General features: G+C 70.1%; 38 protein-coding genes and 1 tRNA gene. 5 read left to right on the forward strand and 34 right to left on the reverse strand.

Translation table 11 applies throughout. The annotated features are described in order from the left end of the window. Positions 1-35: 35 nt before the first annotated feature. The 17 genes from QOL16_RS04290 to QOL16_RS04370 form a co-directional block, all read right to left on the reverse strand. Positions 36-464, reverse strand: coding sequence for a hypothetical protein (locus QOL16_RS04290; protein ID WP_071284882.1), 429 nt, complete (start codon positions 462-464; stop codon positions 36-38). Further along, complete coding sequence (locus QOL16_RS04295) at positions 464-1,036, reverse strand: hypothetical protein (RefSeq protein ID WP_071284881.1); 573 nt, start codon at positions 1,034-1,036, stop codon at positions 464-466. The genes QOL16_RS04290 and QOL16_RS04295 overlap by 1 nt, the downstream gene beginning before the upstream one ends. 74 nt (positions 1,037-1,110) lie before the next feature. Next, positions 1,111-1,626, reverse strand: a complete 516-nt coding sequence (locus QOL16_RS04300; RefSeq protein ID WP_071284880.1) for a hypothetical protein — start codon at positions 1,624-1,626, stop codon at positions 1,111-1,113. Positions 1,627-1,668: 42 nt separating this feature from the next. Then, a complete protein-coding gene (locus QOL16_RS04305) occupies positions 1,669-2,100 on the reverse strand; it encodes a hypothetical protein (RefSeq protein WP_071284879.1) in 432 nt (143 codons plus the stop codon). Continuing rightward, complete coding sequence (locus QOL16_RS04310) at positions 2,097-2,492, reverse strand: hypothetical protein (RefSeq protein WP_071284878.1); 396 nt, start codon at positions 2,490-2,492, stop codon at positions 2,097-2,099. The genes QOL16_RS04305 and QOL16_RS04310 overlap by 4 nt, the downstream gene beginning before the upstream one ends. Continuing rightward, entirely contained in the window at positions 2,485-2,886 is a 402-nt protein-coding gene (locus QOL16_RS04315) for a DUF6093 family protein (protein WP_071284877.1), read from the reverse strand. The genes QOL16_RS04310 and QOL16_RS04315 overlap by 8 nt, the downstream gene beginning before the upstream one ends. Then, positions 2,883-3,443 carry a hypothetical protein gene (locus tag QOL16_RS04320; RefSeq protein ID WP_071284876.1) on the reverse strand — a complete coding sequence of 187 codons (561 nt, stop codon included), beginning with the start codon at positions 3,441-3,443 and terminating at the stop codon, positions 2,883-2,885. Before QOL16_RS04320 ends, QOL16_RS04315 begins: the two co-directional genes overlap by 4 nt. Positions 3,444-3,451: 8 nt before the next feature. Further along, positions 3,452-3,871 carry a hypothetical protein gene (locus tag QOL16_RS04325; protein WP_071284875.1) on the reverse strand — a complete coding sequence of 140 codons (420 nt, stop codon included), beginning with the start codon at positions 3,869-3,871 and terminating at the stop codon, positions 3,452-3,454. Beyond that, complete coding sequence (locus QOL16_RS04330; RefSeq protein ID WP_217637636.1) at positions 3,871-4,644, reverse strand: P22 phage major capsid protein family protein; 774 nt, start codon at positions 4,642-4,644, stop codon at positions 3,871-3,873. Before QOL16_RS04330 ends, QOL16_RS04325 begins: the two co-directional genes overlap by 1 nt. A 67-nt stretch (positions 4,645-4,711) precedes the next feature. Further along, entirely contained in the window at positions 4,712-5,350 is a 639-nt protein-coding gene (locus QOL16_RS04335) for a hypothetical protein (protein ID WP_071284874.1), read from the reverse strand. Between the two features lie 65 nt (positions 5,351-5,415). Next, entirely contained in the window at positions 5,416-6,693 is a 1,278-nt protein-coding gene (locus QOL16_RS04340) for a hypothetical protein (protein ID WP_139266443.1), read from the reverse strand. Further along, complete coding sequence (locus QOL16_RS04345) at positions 6,611-8,113, reverse strand: phage portal protein (protein ID WP_071284872.1); 1,503 nt, start codon at positions 8,111-8,113, stop codon at positions 6,611-6,613. The genes QOL16_RS04340 and QOL16_RS04345 overlap by 83 nt, the downstream gene beginning before the upstream one ends. A gap of 15 nt (positions 8,114-8,128) precedes the next feature. Beyond that, positions 8,129-9,736, reverse strand: coding sequence for a hypothetical protein (locus tag QOL16_RS04350; RefSeq protein ID WP_071284871.1), 1,608 nt, complete (start codon positions 9,734-9,736; stop codon positions 8,129-8,131). Then, a complete protein-coding gene (locus tag QOL16_RS04355; protein ID WP_071284870.1) occupies positions 9,729-10,274 on the reverse strand; it encodes a hypothetical protein in 546 nt (181 codons plus the stop codon). Before QOL16_RS04355 ends, QOL16_RS04350 begins: the two co-directional genes overlap by 8 nt. 562 nt (positions 10,275-10,836) lie before the next feature. Next, positions 10,837-11,136, reverse strand: a complete 300-nt coding sequence (locus QOL16_RS04360) for a hypothetical protein (RefSeq protein ID WP_305411397.1) — start codon at positions 11,134-11,136, stop codon at positions 10,837-10,839. A gap of 1 nt (position 11,137) precedes the next feature. After that, entirely contained in the window at positions 11,138-11,266 is a 129-nt protein-coding gene (locus QOL16_RS04365; RefSeq protein WP_302847186.1) for a hypothetical protein, read from the reverse strand. A 577-nt stretch (positions 11,267-11,843) separates the two neighbouring features. After that, positions 11,844-11,915, reverse strand: a tRNA-Arg gene (locus QOL16_RS04370). Between the two features lie 149 nt (positions 11,916-12,064). On the opposite strand from QOL16_RS04370, the gene QOL16_RS04375 reads away from it, so the two are divergent. After that, complete coding sequence (locus tag QOL16_RS04375; protein WP_071285379.1) at positions 12,065-12,298, forward strand: DUF3263 domain-containing protein; 234 nt, start codon at positions 12,065-12,067, stop codon at positions 12,296-12,298. On the opposite strand, the gene QOL16_RS04380 is transcribed toward QOL16_RS04375, so the two are convergent. The 17 genes from QOL16_RS04380 to QOL16_RS04460 all read right to left on the reverse strand — a co-directional run bounded on the left by QOL16_RS04380 (position 12,295) and on the right by QOL16_RS04460 (position 21,503). After that, entirely contained in the window at positions 12,295-13,245 is a 951-nt protein-coding gene (locus tag QOL16_RS04380) for a hypothetical protein (RefSeq protein ID WP_071285381.1), read from the reverse strand. The two genes, QOL16_RS04375 and QOL16_RS04380, sit on opposite strands and share 4 nt — an antisense overlap. 145 nt (positions 13,246-13,390) lie before the next feature. Then, entirely contained in the window at positions 13,391-13,624 is a 234-nt protein-coding gene (locus QOL16_RS04385; RefSeq protein WP_139266507.1) for a hypothetical protein, read from the reverse strand. Further along, on the reverse strand, positions 13,621-13,758 hold the full coding sequence (locus tag QOL16_RS04390) for a hypothetical protein (protein WP_175473146.1): 138 nt from the start codon (positions 13,756-13,758) through the stop codon (positions 13,621-13,623). The genes QOL16_RS04385 and QOL16_RS04390 overlap by 4 nt, the downstream gene beginning before the upstream one ends. Before the next feature lie 3 nt (positions 13,759-13,761). Next, positions 13,762-14,943, reverse strand: coding sequence for an RtcB family protein (locus tag QOL16_RS04395; RefSeq protein WP_305411401.1), 1,182 nt, complete (start codon positions 14,941-14,943; stop codon positions 13,762-13,764). An 85-nt stretch (positions 14,944-15,028) separates the two neighbouring features. Further along, positions 15,029-16,585 (reverse strand): AAA family ATPase, encoded by a 1,557-nt coding sequence (locus tag QOL16_RS04400; protein ID WP_071283248.1) that lies wholly within the window; start codon positions 16,583-16,585, stop codon positions 15,029-15,031. Beyond that, complete coding sequence (locus tag QOL16_RS04405; RefSeq protein ID WP_071283246.1) at positions 16,572-16,823, reverse strand: hypothetical protein; 252 nt, start codon at positions 16,821-16,823, stop codon at positions 16,572-16,574. Before QOL16_RS04405 ends, QOL16_RS04400 begins: the two co-directional genes overlap by 14 nt. After that, entirely contained in the window at positions 16,807-17,157 is a 351-nt protein-coding gene (locus tag QOL16_RS04410; RefSeq protein WP_139266344.1) for a hypothetical protein, read from the reverse strand. The genes QOL16_RS04405 and QOL16_RS04410 overlap by 17 nt, the downstream gene beginning before the upstream one ends. Then, positions 17,108-17,944, reverse strand: a complete 837-nt coding sequence (locus tag QOL16_RS04415) for a hypothetical protein (RefSeq protein WP_071283242.1) — start codon at positions 17,942-17,944, stop codon at positions 17,108-17,110. Before QOL16_RS04415 ends, QOL16_RS04410 begins: the two co-directional genes overlap by 50 nt. Continuing rightward, complete coding sequence (locus tag QOL16_RS04420; protein ID WP_071283240.1) at positions 17,944-18,435, reverse strand: hypothetical protein; 492 nt, start codon at positions 18,433-18,435, stop codon at positions 17,944-17,946. Before QOL16_RS04420 ends, QOL16_RS04415 begins: the two co-directional genes overlap by 1 nt. Further along, positions 18,432-19,007: a hypothetical protein gene (locus tag QOL16_RS04425; protein WP_071283238.1), complete on the reverse strand. Its 576-nt coding sequence runs from the start codon at positions 19,005-19,007 to the stop codon at positions 18,432-18,434. The genes QOL16_RS04420 and QOL16_RS04425 overlap by 4 nt, the downstream gene beginning before the upstream one ends. Then, positions 19,004-19,444, reverse strand: coding sequence for a helix-turn-helix domain-containing protein (locus tag QOL16_RS04430; protein ID WP_139266343.1), 441 nt, complete (start codon positions 19,442-19,444; stop codon positions 19,004-19,006). The genes QOL16_RS04425 and QOL16_RS04430 overlap by 4 nt, the downstream gene beginning before the upstream one ends. Beyond that, positions 19,441-19,830 (reverse strand): hypothetical protein, encoded by a 390-nt coding sequence (locus tag QOL16_RS04435; protein WP_071283233.1) that lies wholly within the window; start codon positions 19,828-19,830, stop codon positions 19,441-19,443. Before QOL16_RS04435 ends, QOL16_RS04430 begins: the two co-directional genes overlap by 4 nt. Beyond that, the gene (locus tag QOL16_RS04440) at positions 19,827-20,111 is read right to left on the reverse strand and encodes a hypothetical protein (protein WP_071283230.1); all 285 of its coding nucleotides are present in this window, start codon (positions 20,109-20,111) and stop codon (positions 19,827-19,829) included. Before QOL16_RS04440 ends, QOL16_RS04435 begins: the two co-directional genes overlap by 4 nt. Positions 20,112-20,179: 68 nt before the next feature. Continuing rightward, on the reverse strand, positions 20,180-20,323 hold the full coding sequence (locus QOL16_RS04445; protein ID WP_175473052.1) for a hypothetical protein: 144 nt from the start codon (positions 20,321-20,323) through the stop codon (positions 20,180-20,182). Positions 20,324-20,405: 82 nt separating this feature from the next. Further along, positions 20,406-20,717 carry a hypothetical protein gene (locus QOL16_RS04450; RefSeq protein WP_071283228.1) on the reverse strand — a complete coding sequence of 104 codons (312 nt, stop codon included), beginning with the start codon at positions 20,715-20,717 and terminating at the stop codon, positions 20,406-20,408. A 355-nt stretch (positions 20,718-21,072) separates the two neighbouring features. After that, the gene (locus QOL16_RS04455; protein WP_217637615.1) at positions 21,073-21,276 is read right to left on the reverse strand and encodes a helix-turn-helix domain-containing protein; all 204 of its coding nucleotides are present in this window, start codon (positions 21,274-21,276) and stop codon (positions 21,073-21,075) included. Then, the gene (locus tag QOL16_RS04460; protein ID WP_083394935.1) at positions 21,273-21,503 is read right to left on the reverse strand and encodes a helix-turn-helix domain-containing protein; all 231 of its coding nucleotides are present in this window, start codon (positions 21,501-21,503) and stop codon (positions 21,273-21,275) included. The genes QOL16_RS04455 and QOL16_RS04460 overlap by 4 nt, the downstream gene beginning before the upstream one ends. A 122-nt stretch (positions 21,504-21,625) precedes the next feature. Between QOL16_RS04460 and QOL16_RS04465 the strand changes: the two genes are divergently transcribed. The 4 genes from QOL16_RS04465 to QOL16_RS04480 all read left to right on the forward strand — a co-directional run bounded on the left by QOL16_RS04465 (position 21,626) and on the right by QOL16_RS04480 (position 25,722). After that, a complete protein-coding gene (locus tag QOL16_RS04465) occupies positions 21,626-22,339 on the forward strand; it encodes a helix-turn-helix transcriptional regulator (protein WP_302847179.1) in 714 nt (237 codons plus the stop codon). After that, positions 22,329-22,769: an ImmA/IrrE family metallo-endopeptidase gene (locus QOL16_RS04470; RefSeq protein WP_302847178.1), complete on the forward strand. Its 441-nt coding sequence runs from the start codon at positions 22,329-22,331 to the stop codon at positions 22,767-22,769. Before QOL16_RS04465 ends, QOL16_RS04470 begins: the two co-directional genes overlap by 11 nt. After that, a complete protein-coding gene (locus QOL16_RS04475) occupies positions 22,769-23,929 on the forward strand; it encodes a tyrosine-type recombinase/integrase (RefSeq protein ID WP_071283221.1) in 1,161 nt (386 codons plus the stop codon). The genes QOL16_RS04470 and QOL16_RS04475 overlap by 1 nt, the downstream gene beginning before the upstream one ends. Positions 23,930-24,360: 431 nt before the next feature. After that, a complete protein-coding gene (locus tag QOL16_RS04480) occupies positions 24,361-25,722 on the forward strand; it encodes a threonine/serine exporter family protein (protein WP_071245505.1) in 1,362 nt (453 codons plus the stop codon). Positions 25,723-25,768 lie beyond the last annotated feature (46 nt).

A 25,768-nucleotide genomic window follows, 5' to 3' on the forward strand; every position in this document is an offset into this window, starting at 1 on the left:
CTCCCGTCGAGCGCTGTTGAGTTGTGGTGGTGGCGTCAGGTCTTCGGTGGTGTCCGTGCGACGCGTCTGACGGGGAAGAAGACGCCGTTCATGGGTGCGTCCGGGCCGACGAGCTCGCGGTACGCGTCCTCGGCGTCCTGCTGCGCCTTGCGGGCCTGGTCGATGACCGGCATGTCGCGGAGCGAGCCGTCGGGCATCCGGGTCGGGACGCCCGCGACGTAGCCGTACTCGGCCTCCGGGTTGGTCGGGTCGGCGAGCTCCGACACGACGTCTTCCATCGGGAAGCCGTGCGGTCCGAGGCTGTCGGTGTACCGCTGCAGCGCGAGGACGAGCGCACGGTCGGCGTCGTTCCACTCGGCCTCGCGCTCGACCTCGTGGCCGACGGTGCGGTTCCCCGTGCGGATGATGCGGTGGGTCTCGCGGGGCTCCCAACCCCAGAATCTCCGGGGGGAGATGCCGAGCATTACTGCGGCAGCGACATCCGCCCGGAGTCGTGGATTGCTGCCAATGCTTTTCCCGCGAGCTCGATCGCCTGCTGGGCGTCCGACTGGTTCAGCGCGTAGACGGTGTCGACGACGTTGCCGAACTCGTAGCCCGAGATCGTGTCGAAGAGGTCGTTCCACTCGGCCTCGGTGGGCGAGTACTCCTCGTCGCCGTCGACGATCACGCCCGAGACGATGGCGGCGGCGCGGGTGACGGCGTGGACGTTGTAGCCCCCGACGATCGTGTCGGCGATGACGTTCGGACGGGCCGGGTTCCGGAGGGTGAGCTCGGCCCACTCCTGTCCGGGGAGGCGGGTGAAGCGGATGACGATCAGCGCCGCGGCGTACTCGGCCTCGAGCGCGTCGATCTGCTGCTGCAGCTCGGCGGGGTCCCTGCCGGCCGCGAGGCGCGGGTCGTCGTTGTCGCGTGCGGCGTCGAGCTCGTCGGAGAGCTCCTTGCGGCGCGCTTCGACGGCGGAGTCGAGGGCGACGGTGACGTCGCGGGTGGGCCGCGGTGCGCTCTTCGCGGCGGCGAGCTTGTCGGTGAAGGCCATGAGAGTCCCATCTCTTCCCCATCGGTGGTGACCCGGCCGGACGCCGATGGGGGAAGCGTCCGGCCGGGAGTGGGCTACGCGGCGAGCAGCGGCACGTTCCGCTTGGCGAGCGCCTGCGGGTACATGGCCTGGGTGCGGGTGAACTTCGCGTTCGCGCTGTAGGCGTCGTTCTGCTTCTGGCCGCACTTGACGGGGAAGTAGTCGAACTTGTCGCCGGCGGCGAGGGCCTGGTCGTGCGGCACGGCTCGGCGGACGGCGTAGACGACGGTCGCGCCGGGGACGAGCAGCGGGTCGGCGACGTCGTTCGCGGAGCCGAAGACGTACCGGACGGTGAGGTCTTCGGTGACACGTCCGGGCTGCGCGAGAACGCCGACGAGCGCGAGGCGGTCGTCGGTGACGGTGTCCTCCTTCACGCCCTCCTTGAAGCCGTCGGTCGTGAGCGCGTAGGTGACGTCGACAGCGGTCGCCTTGGCGAGGTCCGAGACCTTGACGGTGGTGAGGTCCGTCGGGAGGTTGCTCGCGAGCGAGCAGAGGATGAGCAGGTTGGAGTCCATGCCGACGGACGGCTGGACCGTGGTGTTGATACCCATGTGGGCTCCTTGGTGTCAGTGCCGCGGCGCGGCTGGTGGGGGTCAGGCGGGGTCGGAGTGGAACGAGTACTCGAGGGTCTGGAACCACATCGGTGGGCTCGAGTCGGGGTCGCGCTGCACCGGGCCGACGTAGTCCCGCATCAGCGGCGTCGTGACCCGGTCGGAAACGGTGAGGACGACGCCGAAGCCGCGCGGCCGGAGCATGCGATCGACGCGCTCCGCGGCGCGGCGAGCCTGCTCGGGGGTGGAGCCGACGCACTGGAACGTGGTCGAGGGCTGCCGGTGCACCTGCGGGCCCGCGAGGCGCTGGACCGTGTCCACGTCCGCACCGGGCTGCACGACGACGTACCAGGTCGCCGAGATCGGCTTGTCGTCCGCGCGCTCAGCGATGCTGTCGAAGAGCCGGTCCGGCTTCGCCAGCTCGACGTCGCTCCGGAGGAGCTCGAGCAGGGCGGCGTCGTCAGCGAGGCTCACAGGCCGGCCTCCCCAAGTGCGTCGTCGATCGCGCGCTGGATGCCGAGCTCGAAGTCGTCGGCGTTGTCGGCCAGCGCCTTCGGGATGCGCTTCTTCCCGGGCGTCTTGCTGGTTCCCTCGTCGACGAGGCCGACGACGGAGCCCTGCCCGCCGAGGACCGGACCGATCTCGGCCTCAAGCTGGCCGCCGTACTGGTTCGAGCCGGTGCCCTTGATGTCGTAGGAGATCGACCCGCCGGCGTGCGGCAGGTTGCGGGAGCCGTCGTAGTCGGACTTGATCTGGTCCTTGATCTTCCGCGAGGTGATCTCGATCGCCTGGCGGAGTTTCGGGCCGGTGCCGCCGGGCACCTGCCCGAGATTGCGGGCGAGGCGGAAGAGGTCATCGTCAGCCATCGGTGACCTCCACGGGGAATCGTCGGGCGGTCGCGTCCGCCGAGCGGAACGGGGCCTTCACGGTCGCCACGGTGCCGGGCAGTGCCGGGTCCGTGGCGGAGCTGGTGATGCGGACCTGCATGCCCGCCCGGACGGCGGTAGAGGTGTCGATCGGGAGCGAGAGGGTGGCGAGCTGGCTGACGAGGAGCTGGCCGGCGACCTCGGCGTCGTGCGCCTGGACGTTGCCCGCCTTGTACCGGCAGGGGCCGTCGTAGACGGGTTCGAAGACCGTCGGGTAGTCGTCGGTGTCCGGGTCGATCGGGCCGCGCGTGACGGTGCCGACCTGGCAGCGGTCGGTCATCAGCCGTTCGGCCTGCCGGCGTCCCATCGCGAGGATGCCGGCGGTGAGCGTCATCGGGTCCCTCCGACGTTCACCGTGTTGCCCCACTGCTCGCGGAGCCGGTCCTTGTTCGCGGCGGTGAGCTCCATGCCGGTCGAGGCCCCGCCGTCGGCGAACGCCGCACGGAAGTCGTCGATCCCGACCGAGGACAGGCCGCCGGCGGTGAGGCCGAGGTTCATCTCGATGGTGGTGAGGGTCTGGGACACGAGCACGCACGCCCAGCGGGCGAGGCTGTCCGGGGCGGTGGCGTACCCGTAGGTGAAGGTGATCTCCACGGGGCCGTCACCGTCGACCCGGACGATTCCAGGCCGCCAGTCGTACGGCACCGGCTTCCCGCCGCGGGTGACGGTGGTGACGGCGGTGACGGGCTGCTGGGGCAGGTCCACCCACCCGTTGTCCGGCCACGCGGTGAACGTGGTCGTGCGGGGTGGGTAGATCTGCTGGCCGATCACGTCGTCCCGGAGGTAGGTGGACGCGTCCTCGAGCAGCTGCTTGATCTGCGGCTTCTGCTCGTCGGTGAAGACGCGGCCGAGCCGGATGCCGAGATCCTCGACTGATGCGAACGCGTCCACCTGTCCTCCTAGGACTTGTCGGTGTCCGTCTGGCGGGCGCGGGTGCGCTTCGCCGGCGGCTTGGTGTCGTGCAGGATGTCCTGCGCCTCGTCGGTGGCGGGGCCCGTCTCGGGCTCCCCCTCCTTGACGGGGCCGGACTGCTCGCCGGAGGCGGGCTCGGTGCCGCCCTCCGGGTCGGGCTCGCCGTCACCCTCGCCCTCGCCCTCGGAGGGGCCGGGCGGGACCAGCTCGAAGGCGATCAGGGCCTCAAGCGCGGTGACGCGGTCCTCGAGCAGCCCGAGGCGGTCCTCGTCGCTCGCGGCGACGCCGGTGGCCGTGGCCTCGACGTCGTCCGGGTCGACGGGCGCGAGGTGGCCGGCGGCGATCATGCTCGTCGCGACGGTGTCCTCGAGCTCGAACTCCGTTCCGGAGTCTCCGACGACGCGCATCAGGCGGTCGCCGTCCCGGTGTAGACCTGCACGCCCTTCGGACGCACGACCTTGCCGCCGTAGACGTGCAGACCGCGGACGCGGTCGGCGAACCGGTCGGTGGCCCGCATGCCCTCGGTCTCCTGGATCTGGGAGACGAACGCGGCGGCGTCCTGGTGGAACGCGATCGCCTGCGGGTAGTTCTGCTCCGGCGCGAAGTTCGACACGACCGAGCGGAACCCGAGGAGACCACCGATGGTCGCGTTGCGCAGACCCTGGTTGTCGCCGCTGGTGTCGACCGAGGTGAGCTTCGAGTCGTTCGAGAGCAGGAGCGCCTCGAACTCGGCGTTCACGACGAGGATGCGGTTGCCGGCAGGGGCCTTGGCCTTGTTCAGGCCCTTCCGCAGGTCGCGGACGGCGTTGAACGCGGTCGCCGGGTCGTTGACCCGGGTGATGCCGCTCGCGGCGGTGCCCTGGGCGACGAGGAGCGCGAAGAGGAACTTCTCGGTGTCCTCGTTCAGCGCGGTCCCCGCAGCGCCGGTGTAGGCCTCGAGGGAGCCGGCCGCCTGGGCGCGGTCGATGTCGTCGACGTAGAAGTCGAAGTTCTTCTCCTGGTCGACGGCGAGGTCGAGGCCGGTGTCCGAGATCGGGTCGGCCGACGTGGTGCGGTTGTTGGCCTTGTAGTCTTGATCGACGGCGGGACGATGCCGGTGATGTGGACCGTGTTGCCGGAGCGGAGCTCGCCCTCGTACTGACGGTTGAGCAGGTTGGCGAGGATGGTCTGGTCGGACCACTGCTCGAGCAGCGACGCGGACCACACCTCGGGGATGAAGTGGCTGATACCCATGGTGGGTACCCCTTTCAGGAAGAGACGCCCAGGACCTTGTTGAGGCGGCCGTCGCGGCGGGCCTCGTTGATCTGGGCGGGGGACATGGACTTGAGCTCGGTCTCGGTGACCTGGGGCTTGGGCTTCTCGCCGCGGTTGCCCTGGCCGGCGTCGCCCTGGAACCGCGACTGCGGTTCAGCCGCGAGATGCGGCTTGCGGGTGAGGAGGTCGTCGATCGCCTCGCCGAGCGCTTCGGCGTCGACCGTTCCGTCCTCGGACACCTGGAAGTCGGACAGCTTGAGGTACAGCGAGGCGTCGGAGGGGTCGGCGAGCTTGCCCTTCGCTGCGGCGCGGAGTTCCGCGCCGACGAGGAGCTCGTTGAACCGCTTCGTGGCTGCCGTCTCGCCGTCCTTGCGGGCCTTGTCCAGCTCCTGCTCCTCCGCGGTCTTGCCCGCGTTGTCGCGTTCGGCCTGCAGGGTCGCCAGCTGGTCCTTGAGGCTCTGCAGCTCCTGACGGGCGGCGTTGCGCTGCCCCTTCATGCTGTCGAGGGCCTTCTTGCCCGCGTCGCCGAGCTGGTCAGCACCGTCGATGACCTCGGTGGTGGTCGTCGTGGTGGTGTCCGTCGCCGTCGTGTCGGTGGTGGTGTCCGTGGTGGTGTCGGTCGAATCCGTCATAGGAGTTGCTCCCTGGTGGTGGTGGCCGCCGTGCGCGGCTGTGCGTCCCGCCGGCGGCGGGAAGATCAGATGTGGATGTCGAGCAGCCGCGCGAGGGTGCGGATCGACTCGGGGGTGCGGTCGCGGTTCGCGCGGAGCTTGTTGACCTCGGCCTCGTACTGCTCGCGGATGCTCTGCAGCTGCCGGTCGGTGATCTGCTCGGGGCGGACGTACTTGTCGGCGGAGTTCGCGCCGATTGACCGGGGGAAGACGCCGGTCTTGGCGACGTCGTAGCGGACCTTCGCGTCGTAGAGGCGGCGCTCGGCGGCGGTCATCGTGTACCGGTTCAGCGGGTCGCGGACGCCGGACTGGCGGGCGGCGACGACGGCGTCGGACGCGGCGCGTGCCTTGCCGCCCTTGCCGAACTGCCCGAAGCCCTCGCGCTGGCCGAGGATGTTGCCGCCGCGGACCTGCGGGCCGGTGATGTAGCCCTCCCGCTCGAGCAGCTTGATCGCGTTCGTGCGGGTGCCGGCGACGCGGAAGATGTCGTCGGGTGTCATCCGGTGCGGGGTGCCGAACTTCCGGGCCGACTTCGCAGTCGCGAGGCCGCGGGTGTTGATGTTCACCACGCGGTAGATGTCGGCACCCTCGGTGATCGCTCGGGCGTTGGACTTCCCGAAGATCCGGTACTGCTCCTCGGTGCTGAGGGAGTGGAAGTACTCGTACGGGTCGGTGCGGTAGTCACCGGCGGTGTCCTCGCTGGCGGGGATGTGCCGGCAGTCGCAGCGGGGGTGCCGCTGGAAGCCCTGGTTCCACCGGAACCACTTGCCGGCGAGGATGACGCAACGGTCGCACGAGGGCGGGTTGAGCATGCGGACGTAGCCCGTAATCGCGGGGCGCTGTGCGATGTCGGCGGCGACGACGCCGCGGCCGGTGTCGGCCATCACGGTGAGGGTGGTCCCCGTGACCCAGGACTGCGCCGCGGTGAGCGCCTGCGCGACGGTCAGGCCGCGGGCGACGGCCTGCTTCGCCCGGATGGTGGTCTGGTCGAAGAGGGTGCCCACGTCGCGGCCGTCGGGTGCGGTAGCGAGGAACCCGGCGGTGTCGATGACACCCACCGGGTCCCCGCGCTGCCCGGTCTCGTCGAGCACCGCGGGGATGTACGACACCGCGGACGCCGCGGCCGCGGCGCGGCCGGTGGCGATCAGCGACAGCAGGTCCGGCCGGAGCCGCGACCACGACGAGTCGAAGTCGCCCGTGAAGCGTCGGCGCAGCAGCCGGTTAGCTGCTGAGGCCGTCGTGGCCGCGATCTGCTGTTGCGTTCGGTAGTACGTCTCCGCTGCCGCCGGTGTCGCCAAGCTCACTCAGCTCCCTCGTCGCGCGCTCGAGCTGCGGGTCGAACGCTTCCTGCTCGACCATCGCCATGACGCGGGTGACTTCCTCCGGGGGCAGCCCGTCGAGCTCCATGAGGTACTCGAGCGGGTAGCCCATCTGCTTCTTCTTGACCAGGGCGTCGGCGAGCTGCGACTCGGACCGGATCTCGGGGTTCATCCACGAGATCGTCGCCAGGGACGCGGCATCGGCGAGGCCCTGGTCGTTGAGGACCAGGGCGATCAGCCGGTACATGCGGCGAAGCGCGGGCGCGGCGAACGTCTGGAACTCGAGAGTCTTCTTGACCAGGCCGATCTCCGAGGCCTTGAGGCCCTCACCGTTCACGTTCGACATGCCGGTCTTGGTGACCAGGTACGTCGGCGGGGTCCGGGTCTGCGCGGCGATGTGACCGACGGCGGTCTCGATGACGTCCGTGAAGACGTCGAGCTTCGCCGCCTCCCACGAGTCGATCGAGGTGTCCTTGCCCGACAGGTACAGCAGCCGCTTCTCGGCAAGCTCGCGCATGTCGACGGGCTTCTCGCCGATCTTCACGCCGTTGGCGTCGAGGATCGGCGTCATCGGGGGCCCCTGGTGCAGGACGACCCGGGCGGGCATGGAGGCGTAGTCGGCGGAGAGGAACAGGTACGCCCAGAGCAGGTTGATCGCGTCCTGCATCGCCATCACGCCGGCGATCTCGGACTTCGGGTCGCCGGCGAGCATGGGCCGGTTCGGCATCTCGACCACCGGCACCTCGCCGAGCGGGTTGTTCAGCGGCCAGGTGTCGTCGGAAGCGGGCTGCCACTGCTGCCAGGTGCCCTGCTCGGCGCGGCCGAGCTTGGCCTGCTGCGCCTGCGACCGGCGGGAGTCCTGCGGCTGGATGCGCGGCTTGCGGTACTTCCACAGCTTGTCGTCGGTGTAGAGGATCGCGTACTCGAAGTCGCCGTCGACCCACGCCTTGAGCGCGGCGACGGGGCGGCGGAGGTTCGACCAGTCGTACTCGATCTCGACGTTCGCGCCGTGCTCCCACGAGATGACGGGCTTGTCGTTCTTGTCGCCCCAGACGATCACGTACGAGCGGGACGTGATGAGGGTGGAGAGCACGCCCTGCGAGGCCTGCATGTCCATCTCGTTGCGGCCCCACTCGGACCACAGCTTCCGTGCGCCGGCGCGGTCGTCGCCGAGCTTGATGCCGGTGTGCCGGATCCGCTCGCCCATCGCGTCGGCAACCGGGCCGCACCAGTTGTCGGAGAAGTCGGCGTAGCGGGACGCGTTCGCCTTCTTCCACTCCTCGGTCGCGAACGAGAGCGGCTGCTTGCCGGCGTAGTAGTCCTCGAGGGTCACGAACCCGCCGCGACGGGCCGCGAGGCGGGCGTAGATGGTGTTCGTGAGGGACAGGGCCGCTTCGGCGTCCATACGGCCTCCAACCGGCTATAAGTAGACGTAGTCGTCGTCGGGCGTGGTGTTCGCGCCGGCGGCGATCGCGTCGCAGGTGGCCTCGTGGGCCAGGGTGGCGGACATGAGGTAGTCGAACTTCTGGTGCTCGGACGCCTTGCCGAGGATGTAGCGGCGTTCACCGGTCGCGGCGTCGAGGCCGCGGGAGCGGACGACGGCGTTGCGGGTGTGGTCGTCGAGCTCCGGGTCGCCGTCGTGACGGAAGGCCGAGTCGGGGTTGTAGACGTCGGTCCGGAACCGCTCGAGCGAGGGCCACATGCGGCCGATCTGGTTCGTCGGCCACTTGATGAAGGTCTTCTCCCCGAAGAGGGAGCCCCACTCGTCGATCTCGGTCTCCCACATCTTCGGGTCGAGGTAGGCGCGGACGACGTCGTAGCGCTTGCAGAGCTCCTCGACGGCGGAGCGCACCTCCGCGCGGGGGATGCGGCCGCCCCAGTCCTGCGGCCGCCACTGGGTGGGGCGTTCCGCGTCGCCGTAGGTGGGCGTGAACTGGTAGTAGTCGAGGGTCTCGAGGCGGATGCCGGTGTAGTCGTCGTTGTCGGAGCCGTCGAAGCCGAGGCACACGCGAGTGCCGGCGGGCACGTCGCGCTGCTCGCTCTTCTTGTCCCACTTCGCCGAGTCGAGCCAGCGGCCCTGTCCGGGGACGATGCGGTTGCCGAAGAAGCGCTCCGCGTCGGCGGGGTCCTTCTCGAGCATCTCGAAGGCCTGGCCTTCGATCGCGTCGATGTCGACCCACGGTGCACCGGCGTAGTTGAACTGGAAGATCTTCCGTCGCTCGCGCTTGACGTTGAAGTTCAGGTGCGCGGGCGGCTGGCGGAAGTCTCGGTTCAGGTCCTTCGCGGTGGACGCGAAGGTGCGCTGCGCGACGGAGTCTTCGGCGGGGTCCCACGCGTTCGTCGTCTCGATCGCGCGCCCGCCCATGCCGGCCAGGCCCTGTCGCTGCTTCTTCGCGAGGTTGTGGCCACCGTTCGAGGCGACCCAGAGGCCGGTCTCGTCCTGCGGGACGAACGTGACGCGCTGCCCGAGGCGGGAGGTGGCCTTGCTCGTGACGACGTCGATGCGCCCGTCGTTCGGGAGCCGGATGAACTCCTCGCCGGTCTTCGGGATGACCTCGGCGAGCGGGCCGAGCTCGATCATGGGCCGGAGGGCGTCGTAGGTGTTGTCGGTCTGGTCTTCGCTGGTCGCGGTGATCTGGATGAGCGGCGTCGCCCACGGGCGGCCCATCGGCTCGCCGGGCTCGTACTCGTAGAACCAGCCGCAGCCGCAGCCGAAGTCCCGGCAGTCGTAGATCTCGCCGCCGAGCGCCCACCCGTCGAAGAGGACCGGGCCGACACCTTCGACGCACACGAACGCGCCGATCAGGGGGGACTTGCCCCACTTCTGCGAGCGGACCAGCAGCGACCGGCGGTAGACGAACGCGGTGCTCTTCTGCCCGACCTTCGCGGCGTCGCTGACCGTGTAGTGGTTCGCGACGAACTGCAGCTGCTCGGAGCCGAGGATGAACGGCTCGCCGCGGCTCTCCTGGTCCGGGATGACGCAGTGCGCTTCGATCCACTCGGGGACGACCATCATCGGTCTAGGCATCGCCAACCGCCTTGAGTCGATCGCGGGCGCTCTGTCGCTTCACCGGCGGCTTCGTCGCAGTCGGGGTCTCGGCGCGCTTGGCGGCGAGGTCGTCTTCGACGATCTTCCAGCGGAGCGAGTGCATGCCCGGCAGGGAGAGACCGAGCTCGGCGGCCATCCGCAGCGTTGCGGTCTTCATGCCGGACACCGCGTCAGGGAGGTTCGACTCGAGGTAGGCGCGGACGTACGCCGCGACTTCGTACTCGAGGCCGAGCCGCGCCCACATGACTGCTTGCGGTCGCCGCCAGAGCTTGTCCCAGAGCGCGACCTCGCGGTCACGGAACGCGTTGGTGGCGTCCTCGTCGAGCTCCTTGACGCGCTGCTTGTCGACCCAGTAGATGTCGTAGATCGGGTTCGCCGGCAGCGGGTGCTCGGGGATGGGGCCCTGGTAGCCCTCGGCGGGCAGCGACACCCACTCGGCGTCGGTCTTCCGGTCCCGGCGCAGTGCGTTCGGGTCCGGTGCGGGACCGGATCGTGTGCGGGCTCCTCCGCTGGGCATGGCGACCACCTCTTGCCGCATTGCGCGGCGCTGGTGACCCCCGAATGAGGGTCAGCCCGGGGGTATCCGGGGCGTTTTGAACTTGACGGACTTCTTGATCACCTCTCCGGCGGTTCCGACGCCCCCCGTCGTCGGGGCCCCCTCCCCACCCCGTCGACGTCGTCGCCGTCGTCGTCGCGGACCTGCCTGCTCACCCTCGGTCGTTCCAGCCGCCAGGTTGGTTCCGTGCGGTCTCGGTGTTGTGACATGGGGAGCAGAGGCCGCGGCCGTACTGCGGATCGTCTGGGTCCAGGGACAGCGCCTGCAGCTCCCGGCGTGAGCGCGGGTAGTGGTCGGCGACGGTGGACTGCGCGGTACCACAGCGGATGCAGATGGGGTCGCGGTCAAGGACTGCCCGGCGAAAGCGCTGGTGTCCGGCGCTGGTGTAGCCGCGCTCGGTGGCGGTGCCGCGGTACCGGTCGGCGCTGCGTCGGTGCTGGGGGCACCGGGTGCCTGTGGCTCCGTCGAAGACGGCGGGGCAGCCGTGCACTGCACACACGCGCATGCTCATGCTGGCTGCCGATCAGAGGTGGCGCGTGCGGGCCCAGTCGGCCAGGCCAGCTCCGACCGAGAGCATCTGCCCGTACGGCGCGAAGATGAACCGCCCGCCTGAGTTGTTGCGCTCGAACTCCACGTTCGTCCACTCGGCTGCAGCGACCCATCCCTGCACGTACGGCGGGTCGTCGGGGTGACCGTCTTCGGTGTGGATGCGGCACATGTCCGCGATGGCCTTGCCTGCGAGCTCGCGCGCCTCGTCGAAGCGTGCTCGGCGGTCGTCGTCCCACGACATGTAGCCGCCGGAGAGAGGTGCGTCGTCGTTCATCTCAGCTCCTGTCCTCGAGCGCGTCGTACACCTCGTCGACTGCTGCGACGAGGGCGGGTGGTGCGTCCGGCGTGTGGTCCGAGCGGCGGTTGCTGCGGGCCCGGTGGGCGGTGAGGTCGGGGTCGTCCACGCTGACGCTCCTCGGTGGTGGTGCTGGGCGCGCAGGTGCGTCTCGGCGAGAAGGTTGACGCCGTCGTGAACGTCCTTCGAGGTGACTGTGGGTCCTCGTTGACGCCCCCAGGTTGGTGCCGTTCCGGCCGGGCTGCAGCGGGGGGGTCAGCTGGTGTGCTCGGGGTGCGCGGCGGGGTGGTGGTCCCCATGCCTCGCGCCGCCGTCGTGGAGTCGCGAGGCGGCCGGCGTTCCACCCGAGGGCGGGACCGGCGGCCGATGCGGTAGCGGTGCGTGTCGGCGGGGCATGGGGAAGTGTGGGTGGCCGACTACTCCTTGCCGTCTGCCATGGCTGGTGCCGTACCCGTGAGGGCGGTACTCCGCGTGAACCCCGCCGGAGTCGAACCGGCCTCGGCGCTCCCGTGAGGAGCGCTGTCCCCCTCTGCCGTGGACCGGTGCGTCGGTCGCCGAGGAAGGGCTCGAGGGTCGCTGACGGAACCACCCGGTCACTCCTCGGACTGCCCAGTGACGGGGCGAGGGGCAGCGGGGTCGCTGCCGTGTCCTTCTTGTCGCGGACGGGCGCGTTGCCGTCTCGCTCGTGCGCCCCGACAGATTCGAACTGCCGACCGTGCGGGTAGAAGCCGCGTGCTCTTCCGCTGAGCTAGGGGCGCGTGACCGGCCGCATGAGAGCGGCGGGTACAAGTAATGCCCGCCGGAATCCCGGGCGGGCATGCGATGTCACGGACATACTAACCGTGAACTGAACACCCGCACAAGTGCGCGGGTGCGGCGTGTCGGTGGTGCGGTGGATGATGCCGGCATGTCGGACGACGAGCGGCGCATCCTCGAGTTCGAGGAGGCCAACCCTCGTGACGACCGGCAGAAGGAAGCGGCGATCCGGACCGGGTTCGCGATGTCGTGGGTCCGGTACCGGCAGCTCCTCCTCCGCCTTGTGCAGCGCGAGGACGTGCTCGCCGAGCACGCGCTCGTCGCGCACCGGGTGCGGCGGGCGACGGCGGCAGGGGTAGCCCGCCGCGCCGCCCGTCACTTCTAGCCCTCGGTCGGCTCCGGGAGCGGCCCCACCCAACGGCGCATGCTCTTGAGCTGGCGGATGCGCTTGCTGCGCCACAGGTCTCGGACGTCCTCGGCGCGCACGTAGACGACGCCGGCGTCCGTGTGGGTGGCGAGGCCGTCCTCGCGGATGTACCGGTTGAGGGTCTGCGAGGTGAGGTGCATCTCGTCGAGCGCCTGCCGCTTCGTCCACCACTCGGCGGGATCGGGCGCTTCCTCGACGCGGATGTCGGCGACGAGGGTGCGGACGTCCCGGTCCTTCGTCAGCGCCTTCGCGTCGCCCTCGAACGCGCAGTAGCTGCAGACCAGTGCGATGCTCGCCGCGACCCCGCCTTCCGTCTCGCCGCGGCGCTCGATCCTCATCGTCTCGTTGCCGCAGACCGGGCAGGCACGGGCGAGCGTCGGTCGTGCGCGGGGCGCGTCCATCGGGAAGCGGCCGCGCAGCTGGCCGAGCATGTCGTCGACCTGGCCGAAGTACTCGTCGGAGTCCGGCTGCTGGCGGATGGTGTCGTGGTGCAGCAGCAGCCACGTCGTGAGGGTCGACGTGAGACCCCACGCGCCGAGCGGGGTGACGGTCGACCGGAAGCCCTGCGGGCCGCCGTCGGTCGCCCACGCGTAGACCGCGGCGACGGGCGGCTCGATCGCGAGTTCGGCTGCCCAGTACCGGACCCAGTTCAGCAGGTGCGCGTACACGCGATCGGAGGCCTCGAGCGGGTCGACCCGGATCGGGAGCGGCGGCTCGGTGCTCGAGCTTCGCGGCTGCCCGTCGGACCGCTGCGCGCTGCCGGGGGCGACGAGCCCGCGGATGTAGCCGACGTGGTCGGCGGCGTTCGCCAGCCGGGCCCGGACGAACGAGGCGGCGACAGCGGCGTCGAAGACGACGACGGCGTCGGTGGTGGTGTCGGTGTCGTGGGAGACATCGGTGCTCAACTGCGCTCCTTGCGGGTGCTGCGGCGAGCGCTGCGGGATCGGAGCGCTCGCCGTGGTGGTGATGGGGTGTTGGCGGGGCACAGCTCGGGGAGCTCCTTGCACTGCGGTGCGCAGAGCTCCCCGGGCTGGTGGAGGGGTTGCAGCATCAGCGGATGCGTCGGCGGAGCTCGTCGGCGGCCCAGCGCTCGAGCGCGCGGAGGCGGTCGAACGGGTTCGGGTACCGGAGGGCGTTGACGTCGAGTGGGTGCATCGCGATCTCGTCGTCCCCGATGAGGACGACGTGCCCGAGCTTGATGGTGCTGTTCTCGCGGACGGGCAGCCCGGATGGATGGACGACCACCTCGTAGGTCGCTGGCGGTCGGGTGTCGGCCGTGGTCACCACCACCCGGTGAGGGCGCGGACGGCGGTCACGAGCAAGGAGCCGCTGAACGCTCCAACGATGAGCCAGATGAGGCGAGCTGCGAGACCCGGCCACACCTCGCGGCGGAAGCGCTGGGCGTTGGTACTCGGCACCGGTCAGTCGCCCTTCACGTTCACGATCTGGCTGAGGGTGTGCACGACGTCGACGAGGTCGGCGGCGTCCTGCATGACGACGTCGATCGGCTTGTACGCCGCGGGGATCTCGTCGAGGAACGCGTCGGTGTCGCGGTACTCGATGCCGGCCATCGCCTCGCGGAGCTGCTCGTGCGTGAAGGTGCGGCGGGCGGCCGAGCGGGAGTAGTTCCGGCCGGCACCGTGCGGGCTGCTGTTCAGCGCGAGGCGGTTGCCGCGGCCTCGGACGACGTAGGACAGGTCGCCCATGCTCCCGGGGATCAGCCCGAGCGTGCCCTCGGATGCGTCGATCGCGCCCTTCCGGGACAGCCACACCGTCTTGCCGAAGTGCCGCTCCTGCGTCGTGTAGTTGTGGTGGCAGTTCACCCGCTCCGACTCGACGACCGCGCCGCCGGTGACGAGCTCGACCTGCGCGATGACGCGGTGCATCATCTCCTCCCGGTTGAGGAGCGCGAACTGCTGCGCCCACCCGAGCTCGGCGATGTACCGGTCGAACTCCGGGGTCCCGTCGACGAGGTAGGCGAGGTCGGGGTCCTCGAGGGGGATGAAGTACCGCTCGGCGAGCTGCTGGGCGACGCGGATGTGGTGCTGGGCGATCTTGTTGCCGACGCCGCGGCTGCCGGAGTGCAGGAACAGCCAGACCCGGTCCTCCTCGTCGACGCTGACCTCGATGAAGTGGTTCCCGGACCCCAGCGTCCCGAGCTGCAGCTTCCAGTTCGGCGCGTAGGCGGCGGGGTCGAAGCCGGCGGCATCGGCGAGGAGCTCGAGGTCGACCAGGCGCGGGACGGCTGACACCTCGACGCGCTGGTTGTACTTGCCCGCCGACAGCGGCACGGCGCGCTCGATCCGCTCGCGCAGGTACCGGAGCCCGTCCGGGCCGAGGGTGTCGCGGAAGTCGCTCTCGGCCCACTGCGTCCGGACCGCGATCATCCCGCAGCCGATGTCGACGCCGACCGCGGCGGGGATGATTGCGCCGGCGGTCGGGATGACCGACCCGACCGTCGCGCCCTTCCCGAGGTGCGCGTCCGGCATGAGGGCGACGTGCGGGTGCACGAACGGCATCCGCGACAGCCGCTCCGCCTGCGCCCGGGTGTCGGGCTCGAGGATGCTCGCCCAGTTCATCAGGCGCTTCGTGATCTGCTCCATGGTCTGTGACCTCCTGGTGGTGAAGACGCGGCGAGCGCCGTGCCCCGGGGTTGGGGTGGCGCTCGCCGCGGTGTTCGGTGGGTGGTTAAGCGGGCATCCAGGGCATCTCGCCCTGCTGGCCTCGGCGAAGGTGCTTCGGCCAGTCCCGTTCGTCTCGGTCTCCGCGCCAGCGGACGACGGAGACCATGCCGGGGTCGTCCTCGATGGGTCGGAGTCCGAGGCCGAACTCGGGCCAGCCGAGGAGCGCGGACGATCCGCGCGGACGGAGGTCTCGCTCGCCGCCGAGGGACTTGCCGTGGCCGGCGTGCGCTTCCATGAGGAGAGCCACGCCGCGTTCGCGGAGACCGTCGAGGGCGACGATCAACGGTGCTGCGTCGTCATCGGAGTTGATGGCCTTCGCGAGCAGCTTGTACAGCGGCCCGATGTAGAGCAGGTCGGGCTTGTGCTGGTCCATGAGGCGGTGCACCTGGTCGAGGTCGGCCTGGCGGGTGAGGTCGAGTCGGGTGCCGGCGGACACGAGGACCTGCCTGCCGGGGTCGACGGAGCCGTAGGTGCGGGCCATGCTCGCGACGTAGCGGGCGTTGCGGGCCCACTGCACTTCGCTGTTCTCCGCGTCGATCGCGAGGACCCGGACTGGGGCGATCCGTTCGTTGCGGAACGGGTGGACTCCGGCGGCCGCGGCGATCGCGAGCTGACGGCTGAAGAACGACTTCCCGGCTCCTTCCCCGCCGGTGAGGATGAGCCGGTCGCGGCGCTCGAGCAGGCCCGGGATGAGCCAGTCCTGCGTGTCCGTGATGGTGAGGATCTCGTCCAGGTACTTCGGGCGGAGGACGGCCGCGCCGACGTTGGAACGGCGGCGAGCGACCTCGTCTCGCACCTCGAGCTTCTCGAGCTCGTAGGCGACCTGCCGTTCGAACTGGTCGTCCACTGGCGGGGGCGGGGGCGGCTCTTCGTCCTGCTCCGGTTCGACGGGGTCGAGCGGGGCGAGGCGGAAGTCCTCGAGGGAGTGGCCGGCGGTGATGTGGTCGGCGGCGTCCTTGCCCTCGATGGGTTCGAGGAGGATCACCGTCGCCTTCCCCGCGAGCAGGTCCCGAACCTGACGGGCATGCTTCAGTCCCGGTTCGTCCATGTCACGGACGAGGAACACCTTGCGACCGTGCAGCGGCGCGAGGTCGAACATGGCCGCCTTGCCCGCACCCATTGCGGTGCAGACCGCGACGACGCCGAGCGACTCGAGCGCGTGCACGTCCTGCTCGCCCTCGGCCATCCACACCTCGGAGACGGCGTCGGTGATGCGTTCCGCCCGGTAGAGGTCCCGGCCCTTCGTGTTGCCGGACTGCCGGAACTTCTTGTCGGGAGAGCGGTGGACGACGCGGCCGTCGCGGTAGCGGTACTCGATGCCCTTCCGCGGCTCGTCGAAGAGATCCTGCAGGGTCAGGCCGAGTTCGGCGAGCACCTCGTCCCGGTCGTCGGCGTGCGGCCAGACCAGGGTGCGGCCCTCGACCGAGCGGATCGACACCGACCTGTCGCGGCCCGAGTGGCCCGGGCCTTGCGCGTCCGCGGCGTCCTGTCCGCGCATCTGGACCTTGAGGCCCTTCGCGTGGAAGGCGTCGATGACGCGGTCGAAACTAGCTCGACCCATCCGGTTCGGCTCCGATCTGTTCGTAGTCGGCGGCCGTCGGGAAGCCGACGGTCGCCTCGTGGATCTCGTTCAGGCGGTGTAGCTCCCGGGCGAGGTGGTCGGCCCGGTCGAGGGCGTCGTCGCGTTCCCGCTCGGCGGCGTGACGGCGGAGCCGCTCGGCGGATGCCACGGACGCGGCGTGCTCGTACCGGCGCTCCGCGTCCCGCTCCCGCCCGCGGCGGTCAGTGCGGCGGCTCAAGGCTCGCCACCTGCACTCCGCCCGGGCCGCTGCCCCACTGCGGGTCGTTCTCGATCGCGTCCGCCGCCCACCGCTTCCCGGGCGGCGGCGCGGGGTGCGGGCCGTTCAGCTCCCGCTCCCGAGCGATGCGGAGCTTCCGCTGCTCGATGATGTGTCCCGGCTCGAAGTAGACGCCCGGCCTGGTGCGGCGGTGCGCGATGAGGGCCGCCTGCGCCTCGTCGAACGGCACGTCTCCGACGATCGCGTGCCAGGCGTTGACGATCTCCGGGGTGATGCTGCGGTGGTCAATTGCCGAAGCGACCGTGAGCAGCTTCGATACCTCGCTCTTGTTCATGGCGTTCCTCCTCTTCGAATTGGCGGACAACGTCGAGGTTCCCGACGTAGGCCGGCTGCTTGTGGTTGCTCTGCGCCCGAGGCGGCAGCGGTTCGTCGCCCCAACGGCCCTGGTTGAGCCATGTCGCGGGGTGCACGATGAACTGCTTGTCCGCGGGCAGGTTCGGGTCGGTGGCGAACCTCCGTGCCGCTTCGATCAGCACGTGCACCGGCATGCCGTTCGCGACTGCCTTCCCGAAGGCGGCCTCGGCCTTGAGCCGTCCGACCTTCCTCGGGAAGATCGTGTAGAAGCGCTCGAACGCAGCCGAAAGGCTCTCTCTCGGGCTCGTCTCCGAAGGAGCGAGCAAGAGATCTTCTTCCGGATCGTCTTCTTCCAGATGGTCTTCTGATTGATGGTCTTCTTTAGTGTCGGATTCACCGACGACGGGTGAACCGTCGTCGGATGAACCGACGACGGCAAATCCACCGATGTCGGATTTCCCGTCAGCGGGCAGCGGTTCGCTAAGTTCGTATTCGACCTCGTTGAACCGTCCGCCATCACCGCGCCCCTGCACTCTGCGGAGGTAGCCGAGAGCGGCGAGTTCGTTGACGACCGTGCGGATCGCGTCGCGCCCCTCAGGTCCGGTCCGCTGCAGCGCGGCGATGGTGATGTGCCACCCGACCCGGTGGGACATGAGCTCGACGAGCATGCCCTTCGCCCGCCGGGACAGGCGCTCGTCGCGTGCCCAGTCGTTCGGCACCTGCACGTACCGTCCCTCGAAGCTGAGGCTTGAGCGACGGATACCCATCAGCGCACCTCCGCCCGGACGGCCCGTGCGAGCATCGTCGCGACCGCGGGTAGCTGCCGGGCCACGTCGTCGCTGCTGAGGCGTCCCTCACGCCCGTAGACGGCCAGGCGGAGGACGTTCTGCAGTTGCATGAGGATCGCGAACGAGACGCCGAGTTCGTTGCCGGGGTTGGGGCGCTGCGGCGCGCGTCGGCGGTCAGTGTCCTGCACGATCTGGTCGACCGTGTGGAGGGCGGGGATGAGGTCGTCGAGCGCGTCGGTGGGGAGCTGCTGCGGTGCGAGCGGACGGATGTCGAGCGTGAACGTGCCGTCGCTCTCAGTGCCGTAGCCAGCAGCGACGAGCTCGCGGACGACGGACGCGTTCGCCTCCTCAGGCCAGCCGGAGTCCGGGGCGAGGATCTCCGATGTCGGGCACGACGCGGAGAGAAAGTCGGCGAGCGCTTCACGGGCGGCCGTCGAGAGAGTGGATGAGACCGCGAGGTGGTGCGTCATACGACACCGCCCTGCCTGAGGGTGTCCAGTGCTCGCTTGAGCGCGTGTGAGGCGGCGGGCTCGCCGAAGCGGGTGACGATGTTGATGTCCTGGACGGGCACCTCGCCTCCGACGGCTGGGCCTTCTCGCTGCTGCAGCTCTTCCTCCGCCCGTCGGGCTGCGCGCTCGCCGGCGCTCGGGAAGGCGAGGTCGAGTGAGTACCCGAGGACGGTCTGTACGTCGTCCATCGTGTCGAACCGCGGCCAGATGTCCATCGTCGTGTGCGGGGCGATGGGGACGGAGTAGACGATCGGGGATCCGTCGTCGTACCGGTACAGCTCGGGAGCGCTCTCTCGGGTCGGAACCCAGCCCCGTCCGGGCTTGTCGTAGCCGAGCGCTTCGCAGACGAGCTGGGCGAGCGTGTGGTTCGCGTCGTCGAGCATCCCGATGCCGGCGCGGTCCTCGTCGACGCCGAGCCCGCCGACGAGGTCGTCGATCGCGGAGCCGATGCGGTCGTGGCTGCGGAGGTACGCGCCCTTGATGGCGTCGAGAGGGGTGTTCGGTGTGGTGTCGATGGGGGTCTGGTCGATCATGCGTCGTCGTCCTCGGTGAAGTGGATGTCGATGCGGCCGGCGCGGATGGCGGCCGCCTTGCTGGTGAGTGCCGCGGCGAGCGCGTCGGCACGGTCTGGGCGGAGCGTCAGGGTGTAGCCGTCCCATTCGGACGTGTTGATGAGTTCGCGGAGGAGGTTGTCGAGTGCGACGACGACTACGGGAGGGTCGTCCTCGAACTGCTCGGCGGTGACGGGGAAGGTCATGGCGTCACCTGCGAGGGCCGTCCGTTGAGGGCCGCGGCGTACGCGCTCGCCTGCTTGTACGTAGGCCCGGGAGGGGGAGACGACGCCGTCCTCGACCTTCGCGAGGTACGCCGTCGACGAGCCGACGAGAGCCGCGACGAGCGGCTGGGGTGCTCGGCCGCTCGTGCGGAGTGCCTTGAGCTGCGAGCCGGTGCCGGGAGGTGCCATCTTCATGCGTGCACCTCGCTGCCCGCGTCGATCATCATCTCGAGTTCGAGCTGCGCAAACGGGTCCGGCGCGACGACCCCGATCTCCTGTTTCCACAGGTAGGAGCCGTCCGGCCGTCGGCGCTTGAACCAGCAGGACGGGAACTGAGCCCAGCCGCCGAGGGGCAGGTCGCGGGCCCACTGGTCGGCACGGCGGCGGTCCTGGTCCGTCGCGCCGAGGTAGACGAACACGACGAACTTCTTGAGCGAGGGGACGCGGTGTGCTCGGGCGTAGAAGCGGATCACCGCGCCGTCCTCGACAGCGATGCGGACGTGATTGTTCTGCGCGTCTCGGATCTCGACGTCGTAGCCGGCGTACTTCTGGCGCTGGGCGGGCGTCGGCTGGAACGTCATGCGCTCGTCTCCCGGGTCCCGGCGAAGAGCCCGTCGACGTCGAGGTTCACGGCGAACATGAGCGCGAACAGCTCGGGGACGGTGATCTGCCTGCCGAGGTGCAGACGGATCGCGAGCACTCGTAGGAGCGGGACGCGCGCCTCCTTGGCGAGGCGCGGGGTGGAGTAGCCGAGACGGACGGCGGCGGCCTTGATGTTGCGGCGCAGGATGCGGACGTCCTTCGCGGCCCTGCGGCGGGCTGCGCGGATGTCGGCGCGGTGTGAGAGGGTTGCGGAAGTCACTGTGTTGCTCCTTCGGGAGTGGAGGGCCCGGCGTTGCAGCGCCGGGCCCTCGTCGTTGGTGGGGGAGATCAGGTGGCGGCCGCGTCGTCCTCGATCCACCAGTCGGTCGGGTCGAGGTCTTCGGCGGGTGCGGTGAGGTCGCGGCGCAGTTCGAGCGCCCGTCGCGAGCGGAGAGGGTTGCGCCAGGCGCGCGGTTCCGGGCCGTCCGTCACAGCGCGGAGGGCAGGAACATGGCCGCGATGACGGCCGCGAAGAAGGCCGCGGCGAGCGCCCACTCCTTCGCGGCGGCGCGCTTCACGAGGCGGCCACCCATCGACGCGACTTCCGGCCGGTGTCGGTCAGCCCGTAGTGCCCCGAGAAGCGGACGGTGCCGCGCTTCTCGAGCTCCTTGCGGCGGGAGCGGACGGACTGGGGAGTCGGGACGGTCCAGCCGTTGCGGATGGCCCGTCGGCTGTACGCGCTGTAGAGGTCATCGTCGGTGAGGCCGCGTGGGTCGGTCTGTGCGCGAAGCACTTCGAGGATGTGCTGCTGGACCTCGGTCGGCTTGTGCGCCGAGCGGGCTGCGGCGTGGCTGGTCTCTGGGTCGGAGGTTCGTGCTGCTGGCATGGCTGCTCCTTCTGGTGAGCGAGTGCGAGGGAGTGCTCGCCGTCGAGTGCCGATCCCGACGTGCCCCCGACGGTCGCTTGCGCGCCGCCTCCTGAGGACGAGCTAGACCGAGCCGTTCCTGACCGCCACGAGGGCGGCCGTGTTGACCCCTGGTGGGGTAGCTCTCGGTCCGAAGTGGTGGATGCGAGACGACGGGTTGTCCAGCGACGGGGGCCGTGTACGTCTCGCCTTGCTTGTTGCCACGCTGTGTAGTTGTCGAGTTGCAGGTGCGGCGAGGGCGTGCTCCCGAGGGAGCCGTATCCAGGCGCTTGGTGACCCGCCCCGGAGTCGAACCGGGTACGCCGCCTGGCGCGGGTCAGTCCCGGATGACGCCGGGCCGTTCTTCGGTGTGCTGCTCGAGGTAGGCGTCGAGGTCCGCCTGCCGGTAGGCCAGGAGTCGGCCCTGCTTGACGGCGACGGGGCCCTTGCGCAGCGATCGCCAGTTGAGGAGCGTCTTCGGCGAGATGCCGATGTAGGCGGCCGCCTCTTCCGTGCGCATGACGGGCTGGCCGGCGCTCACGCGGCGTACTCCAACACGGTGACGGGGTAGGAGATGACCTCAAGCGAGACGCCGAGCGCGTTCGCGATGCGCACAGTTACCTCCGGTGAAGGTTGCCTGTTGCCTGCCTCGATCTTCGTGAGGTAGCCGGGGTCGATCTCCACCCGGCGGGCGAACTGCCCGTGACGGATGCCCATCAGTTCGCGGATCACCCGGACTGCCGGGCCGTTCGTGCGTCGCTGTTCCATGCCAGACAATCTAAGGCAACTTTGCCTGTTGAGTGCCAGTAGGCAACAAAAAGTTTCCCGCGTCGCGAGTTTCTGCGGATTCTGGTCTTGCTGTGTTGCCTGCCACTGCCTACGATGGGCATGTGATCACAGGACAGAGCCTTAGGGCCGCCCGCCACAGCGCACGCATGACGCAGCAGGACCTCGCGGATGGGCTCGGCATCGCACTCCGCACCGTCGGGAATTGGGAGCGAGGCGGAGCTGTCCCGCGGAAGCACTGGAAGCAAATCGTCGAGATCCTCCCGCAGGCAGACTCGACCGAGGTTCCTCTCCGCTCGACGCCGGCCGAGCCCGAAGAGCGCGAGCGGATGGTCAATGACCTGTACCGCGCGGTGCAACGGCTCCGAGCGCAAGCGGCGAGCACCGAGGACCCGAATGAGTTCGTCGATAAGGTGCTCCGGCTGTACGAAGGCGCGGTGAAGGCGTTGGACTGGGCCGAGGAAGCGGTCGCGGTTGGTGTCGATCCGGCCCTCATCCGGGACTTCACCTCTGCGCTGGTCGCAGTCGCGATCGACTCCGGGACCGTGGGCTTGCTTGCTCGATCAGACGACAACGACGCGATCACCACGATCGTCTACCGGGCGGCGGACATCTCTGCGCGGGCGCAGCGAGAGGCGCAGGAGCGCGAGCCGTTCGCGTCCCGCATCGTGTTCCCGGACGTGCCCAGAGCGTCCTCCGATGTCAGTGACCACCCGGACCATGAAGAGGACTTCGACGTCGCCACTGACGTCCAGAAGGACATGGGCCTCGCCGCGAAGCGAGGAGAACGGAAGGTGGATCAGCCACATGCGGAGTGACACGGGGCGATCTCGGCGGACCTCTCTGGGCGAGGTCGCGCGATCGCTGGGGGTGCGGATCACCTACGCGCCGATGCCAGCCGGCGTGATCGGCTACTACAACCCGCTCGAGCACCGGGTGTACGCGGACGTCCGCTGCACGCCCGACGAGAAGTGCAGCGTCATCGCGCACGAGCTCGGGCACGTCCACCACGGGCACACCTGCGACCTCGGCGCGGACAGCCCGATCGAGCGGCAGGCTGACGCCTACGCAGCCCGACTCCTGATCGAGCCCACCGAGTACGCACGTGCGGAGCTGCTGTACAGCGGCGACGTCCATGCCATCGCCGACGAGCTCTGCGTTACCGTGGATCTCGTACAGGCGTTCCAGTCTCTCGTCCTCGCCCGACTCGGCGAGCGCACCTACGCCTCAGGAAGGCGGGTCAGCTGATGGCGCGACCACCACTCGTTCTCGGCACTTGGGGTGCCATCTCCCGACTGCAGCAGGGCCCCGGCAAGTGGACCGCGACAGCCCGCTTCCGCGACTTCGACGGCGTCACCCGCAAGGTCTCGCGTCAGGGGCCGACCGGACGCCGCGCGGAGGATGCCCTCGTCGAGCACCTCCGGGACCGCGTGCGAACCCACGGCTCGGACCTCACGTCCGACAGCAAGGTCTCAGACCTCGCGGCCCAGTGGGTCACCGTCCTCGAGAAGCTGGGCCGAGCGCCCTCGACCGTGCAGCAGTACAAGGCGTCGCTCGAGGTGAACGTCCTCCCGGCGCTCGGCGGGGTGCGGCTGCGTGAAGCGACGGTGCCCGTGATCGACCGCGTTGTCGAGACTCTTGCTCAGCGCCGCGGGCCCGGAGCGGCGAAGACCGCCCGTGTCGTTCTGAACGCGATGTTCGCCCTCGCCGTCCGCCGCGGCGCGGTCGCCGCCAACCCGGTGCGCGACGCGCAGTCCGTTCGACTCGAGCGCAAGGAGGTGCGCGTCGTCGCGCTCTCCGAGGTGCAGCGGCTCCGCAAGGAGCTTCGCGCCTGGGACGGCGGCAAGGACGGTGCCGGCCGCGAGCGCACGACAGACCTCGCCTCGGTCATCGACATGCTGCTCGGGACGGGCATGCGCACCGGCGAGCTCGTCGCGCTCCGCTGGACCGACCTGGCCCTCGACGTCGACGTGCCGCTCGTCACGGTGCAGGCCACCGCGGTACAGCTCGACGGCGTCGGGCTCATCCGTCAGGAACGCCCGAAGTCCGACTCGTCCTTCCGGAAGCTGCAGCTACCCGACTTCGTCTGGAAGATGCTCGTCCGCCGCCGCGAGGCCTCCTACTCCGACTGGGTCTTCCCGTCCTCGACCGGCACGCTCCGGTCCCCGGCGAACCTCCGGCGGCAGTGGCGCGAGTTCAAGCTCGCGAACGACTACCCGGAGTGGATCACCCCGAAGTCATTCCGGAAGACCGTGGCGACCGCGATCCGCGACGGCCGGTCGATCGAGGATGCAGGGGGCCAGCTCGGCCACTCGGGGACCGACGTGACCCGGAAGTTCTACGCGGCTCGCGAGTACCTCGCTCCCGACGTTCGGGACGTGCTCGACCAGTTCGGCGAGGACGCGTGACCGGGAACGCCGCCGCGGCGAGCGCAGCGGACTACGAGTGGGTCCTCCGCGATCTCGTGTCCGACGAGATGGCAGAGCTCCGGGTTCCGCAGCGCTTCTGGCCGCCCCAGGTGGTCCAGCCGTCGCCGCCCGCCGCGGTACCGGTGGAACCATCGCGGTAGGTGCCGCTTACCCGCCGCTTTGCTCGGGAAAGTACGGGATAGAGCGGGTGTTACCCGGGTCCCCAAAGTCCTGATAAGCCCCGGTCAGGGGTGCTTCCGGGATACAGGAGGGAAGGGGCGGGATAGCCCCTTCCTATTCGCCGAGTTGTGGGTTCGAGTCCCACCGGGGGTACGGGACGGCCTGGAGGCGCGACCCGCCTCGGGCGCCCGGCCCGCGTCCGTCCCGTGGCCGGGTCCGGCGACCGGGCGCGAGGACCTAGCATCGTCTCCGTGGTCGGACTCGGAAGCGCCCTCGCGAACCTGCGCAACGCCCTCGGTCGCCCCGAGGCCCACGTCGAGGTCGTCGACGGCGAGACGGTCCCGACCGGCATGCTGCTCGGCACGCTCGGCGCGCTCCTGCTCGACGCCGGCAGCTCGGTCACCGACGTGCGGTCCGCGCTCGAGAAGGCCCGCGACACGGCCGGGGTCGGACCGTCGCTCGCGATCGGGGTGCTCCCCGCACTCGTCATGGTGAGCGAGACCTCGACGGGCGCCGCCACGATCGTGAACGCCGAGGGCGTCGAGCTCTCGTTCCGCCAGGTCGCCCGCGCGAACCGACTGGTGCTCGGCCTCGAGAGCGGGTCGATCGCCCTCGCCGAGATCCCCGCCCGGGTCCGCGCGATCCGCGCCGTGACCGTCCCGCCGCCCGGGCTGCCGTGGGTGCTCGGGAACGCCCTGACCTCGGCCGGGCTCGCGGTCGTCTTCCGCTGCCCGTGGTGGGCGGTGCTCGTGGCCCTCGGCGTGGGCGCGCTCGTCGGCGTCCTCAGCCTGGTGCTCCGGCGGTTCCGCGAGGCCGTCGCGATCGTGCCGTTCCTCGCCGCATTCGGGTCGACGTCCATCGTGGGGCTCGTCGCCGCCGGGACCGGGTTCGACCACGTGCCGCTCTACGCGGTGTGCGCACCCGTGGCGGTGTTCGTGCCCGGCGCACTCATCACGAACGCCCTGCTCGAGCTCACGGCGGCGGACATCGTCACCGGGGCGTCGCGGCTCGTGCAGGGCCTCATCATGCTCGGCTTCATGGCTGCGGGCATCGCCGCGGGGAGCGCGCTGACGGGCCTGCGGGTCGACCCGGCCTCCGCCGCGCTCGTCGGCGAGGTCGCCGGGGTCGGCACGGACCGCGCCGGGTGGGAGGCCGTCCCGCCCTACTGGGTGTCCTGGGTCGCGGTCGCCCTGCTCGCGGTCGGGATCAGCCTGGTGTTCGTCGCCGGGTGGAAGCTCACCGTGGCGTCCGTCGTCGTGATGACCGCGGCCTACGCGCTCGTGTCCGGCGTGACGCCCATCGCCGGCAGCGTCGTCGCGACCGGCGTCACGGCCGCCGTCCTGTTCGTCGCGACCCGTCTGCTCGAACGGCTCGTGCCCGCGATCCCGGCGACCGTGTCGTTCCTGCCGGCGTTCCTGCTGCTCGTCCCGGGGACGGTCGGGCTGGTCGCCGTCGCCACCTCGGACCCCGTCGCGCTCGGGACGCCCATCGCCACGTTCGTGAGCCTGTGCATCGGCACGAAGCTCGGTGGGCTGTTGCCGGGCCTGTTCCGGCGCAACGCGCCGCACACGCGGTCGATCCCGACGATGCCGGTGGACGAGCCGTCACCCTGACCGTGCCTGACCGCACCGACCAGGGGGCAGCGCCGGGCCGACGTCG

Origin of the sequence: Curtobacterium sp. MCBA15_004 (assembly GCF_001865055.2) — a bacterium.
In the GTDB taxonomy this organism is placed as follows: Bacteria; Actinomycetota; Actinomycetes; order Actinomycetales; family Microbacteriaceae; genus Curtobacterium.

Bases quoted from the DNA above. Each gene is read 5' to 3' on its own strand.
- QOL16_RS04290 (WP_071284882.1), bottom strand. From the start codon at position 464: ATGCTCGGCATCTCCCCCCGGAGATTCTGGGGTTGGGAGCCCCGCGAG.
- QOL16_RS04415 (WP_071283242.1), bottom strand. From the start codon at position 17,944: ATGGGTATCCGTCGCTCAAGCCTCAGCTTCGAGGGACGGTACGTGCAG.
- QOL16_RS04435 (WP_071283233.1), bottom strand. From the start codon at position 19,830: ATGACGTTCCAGCCGACGCCCGCCCAGCGCCAGAAGTACGCCGGCTAC.
- QOL16_RS04460 (WP_083394935.1), bottom strand. From the start codon at position 21,503: ATGGAACAGCGACGCACGAACGGCCCGGCAGTCCGGGTGATCCGCGAA.
- QOL16_RS04325 (WP_071284875.1), bottom strand. From the start codon at position 3,871: ATGCGCGTCGTCGGAGACTCCGGAACGGAGTTCGAGCTCGAGGACACC.
- QOL16_RS04300 (WP_071284880.1), bottom strand. From the start codon at position 1,626: ATGGGTATCAACACCACGGTCCAGCCGTCCGTCGGCATGGACTCCAAC.
- QOL16_RS04315 (WP_071284877.1), bottom strand. From the start codon at position 2,886: ATGACGCTCACCGCCGGCATCCTCGCGATGGGACGCCGGCAGGCCGAA.
- QOL16_RS04400 (WP_071283248.1), bottom strand. From the start codon at position 16,585: ATGGGTCGAGCTAGTTTCGACCGCGTCATCGACGCCTTCCACGCGAAG.
- QOL16_RS04470 (WP_302847178.1), top strand. From the start codon at position 22,329: ATGCGGAGTGACACGGGGCGATCTCGGCGGACCTCTCTGGGCGAGGTC.
- QOL16_RS04310 (WP_071284878.1), bottom strand. From the start codon at position 2,492: ATGGCTGACGATGACCTCTTCCGCCTCGCCCGCAATCTCGGGCAGGTG.
- QOL16_RS04375 (WP_071285379.1), top strand. From the start codon at position 12,065: ATGTCGGACGACGAGCGGCGCATCCTCGAGTTCGAGGAGGCCAACCCT.
- QOL16_RS04425 (WP_071283238.1), bottom strand. From the start codon at position 19,007: ATGATCGACCAGACCCCCATCGACACCACACCGAACACCCCTCTCGAC.
- QOL16_RS04360 (WP_305411397.1), bottom strand. From the start codon at position 11,136: ATGAACGACGACGCACCTCTCTCCGGCGGCTACATGTCGTGGGACGAC.
- QOL16_RS04355 (WP_071284870.1), bottom strand. From the start codon at position 10,274: ATGCCCAGCGGAGGAGCCCGCACACGATCCGGTCCCGCACCGGACCCG.
- QOL16_RS04450 (WP_071283228.1), bottom strand. From the start codon at position 20,717: ATGCCAGCAGCACGAACCTCCGACCCAGAGACCAGCCACGCCGCAGCC.
- QOL16_RS04420 (WP_071283240.1), bottom strand. From the start codon at position 18,435: ATGACGCACCACCTCGCGGTCTCATCCACTCTCTCGACGGCCGCCCGT.
- QOL16_RS04335 (WP_071284874.1), bottom strand. From the start codon at position 5,350: ATGACGGATTCGACCGACACCACCACGGACACCACCACCGACACGACG.
- QOL16_RS04350 (WP_071284871.1), bottom strand. From the start codon at position 9,736: ATGCCTAGACCGATGATGGTCGTCCCCGAGTGGATCGAAGCGCACTGC.
- QOL16_RS04395 (WP_305411401.1), bottom strand. From the start codon at position 14,943: ATGGAGCAGATCACGAAGCGCCTGATGAACTGGGCGAGCATCCTCGAG.
- QOL16_RS04295 (WP_071284881.1), bottom strand. From the start codon at position 1,036: ATGGCCTTCACCGACAAGCTCGCCGCCGCGAAGAGCGCACCGCGGCCC.
- QOL16_RS04345 (WP_071284872.1), bottom strand. From the start codon at position 8,113: ATGGACGCCGAAGCGGCCCTGTCCCTCACGAACACCATCTACGCCCGC.
- QOL16_RS04410 (WP_139266344.1), bottom strand. From the start codon at position 17,157: ATGAACAAGAGCGAGGTATCGAAGCTGCTCACGGTCGCTTCGGCAATT.
- QOL16_RS04430 (WP_139266343.1), bottom strand. From the start codon at position 19,444: ATGAAGATGGCACCTCCCGGCACCGGCTCGCAGCTCAAGGCACTCCGC.
- QOL16_RS04475 (WP_071283221.1), top strand. From the start codon at position 22,769: ATGGCGCGACCACCACTCGTTCTCGGCACTTGGGGTGCCATCTCCCGA.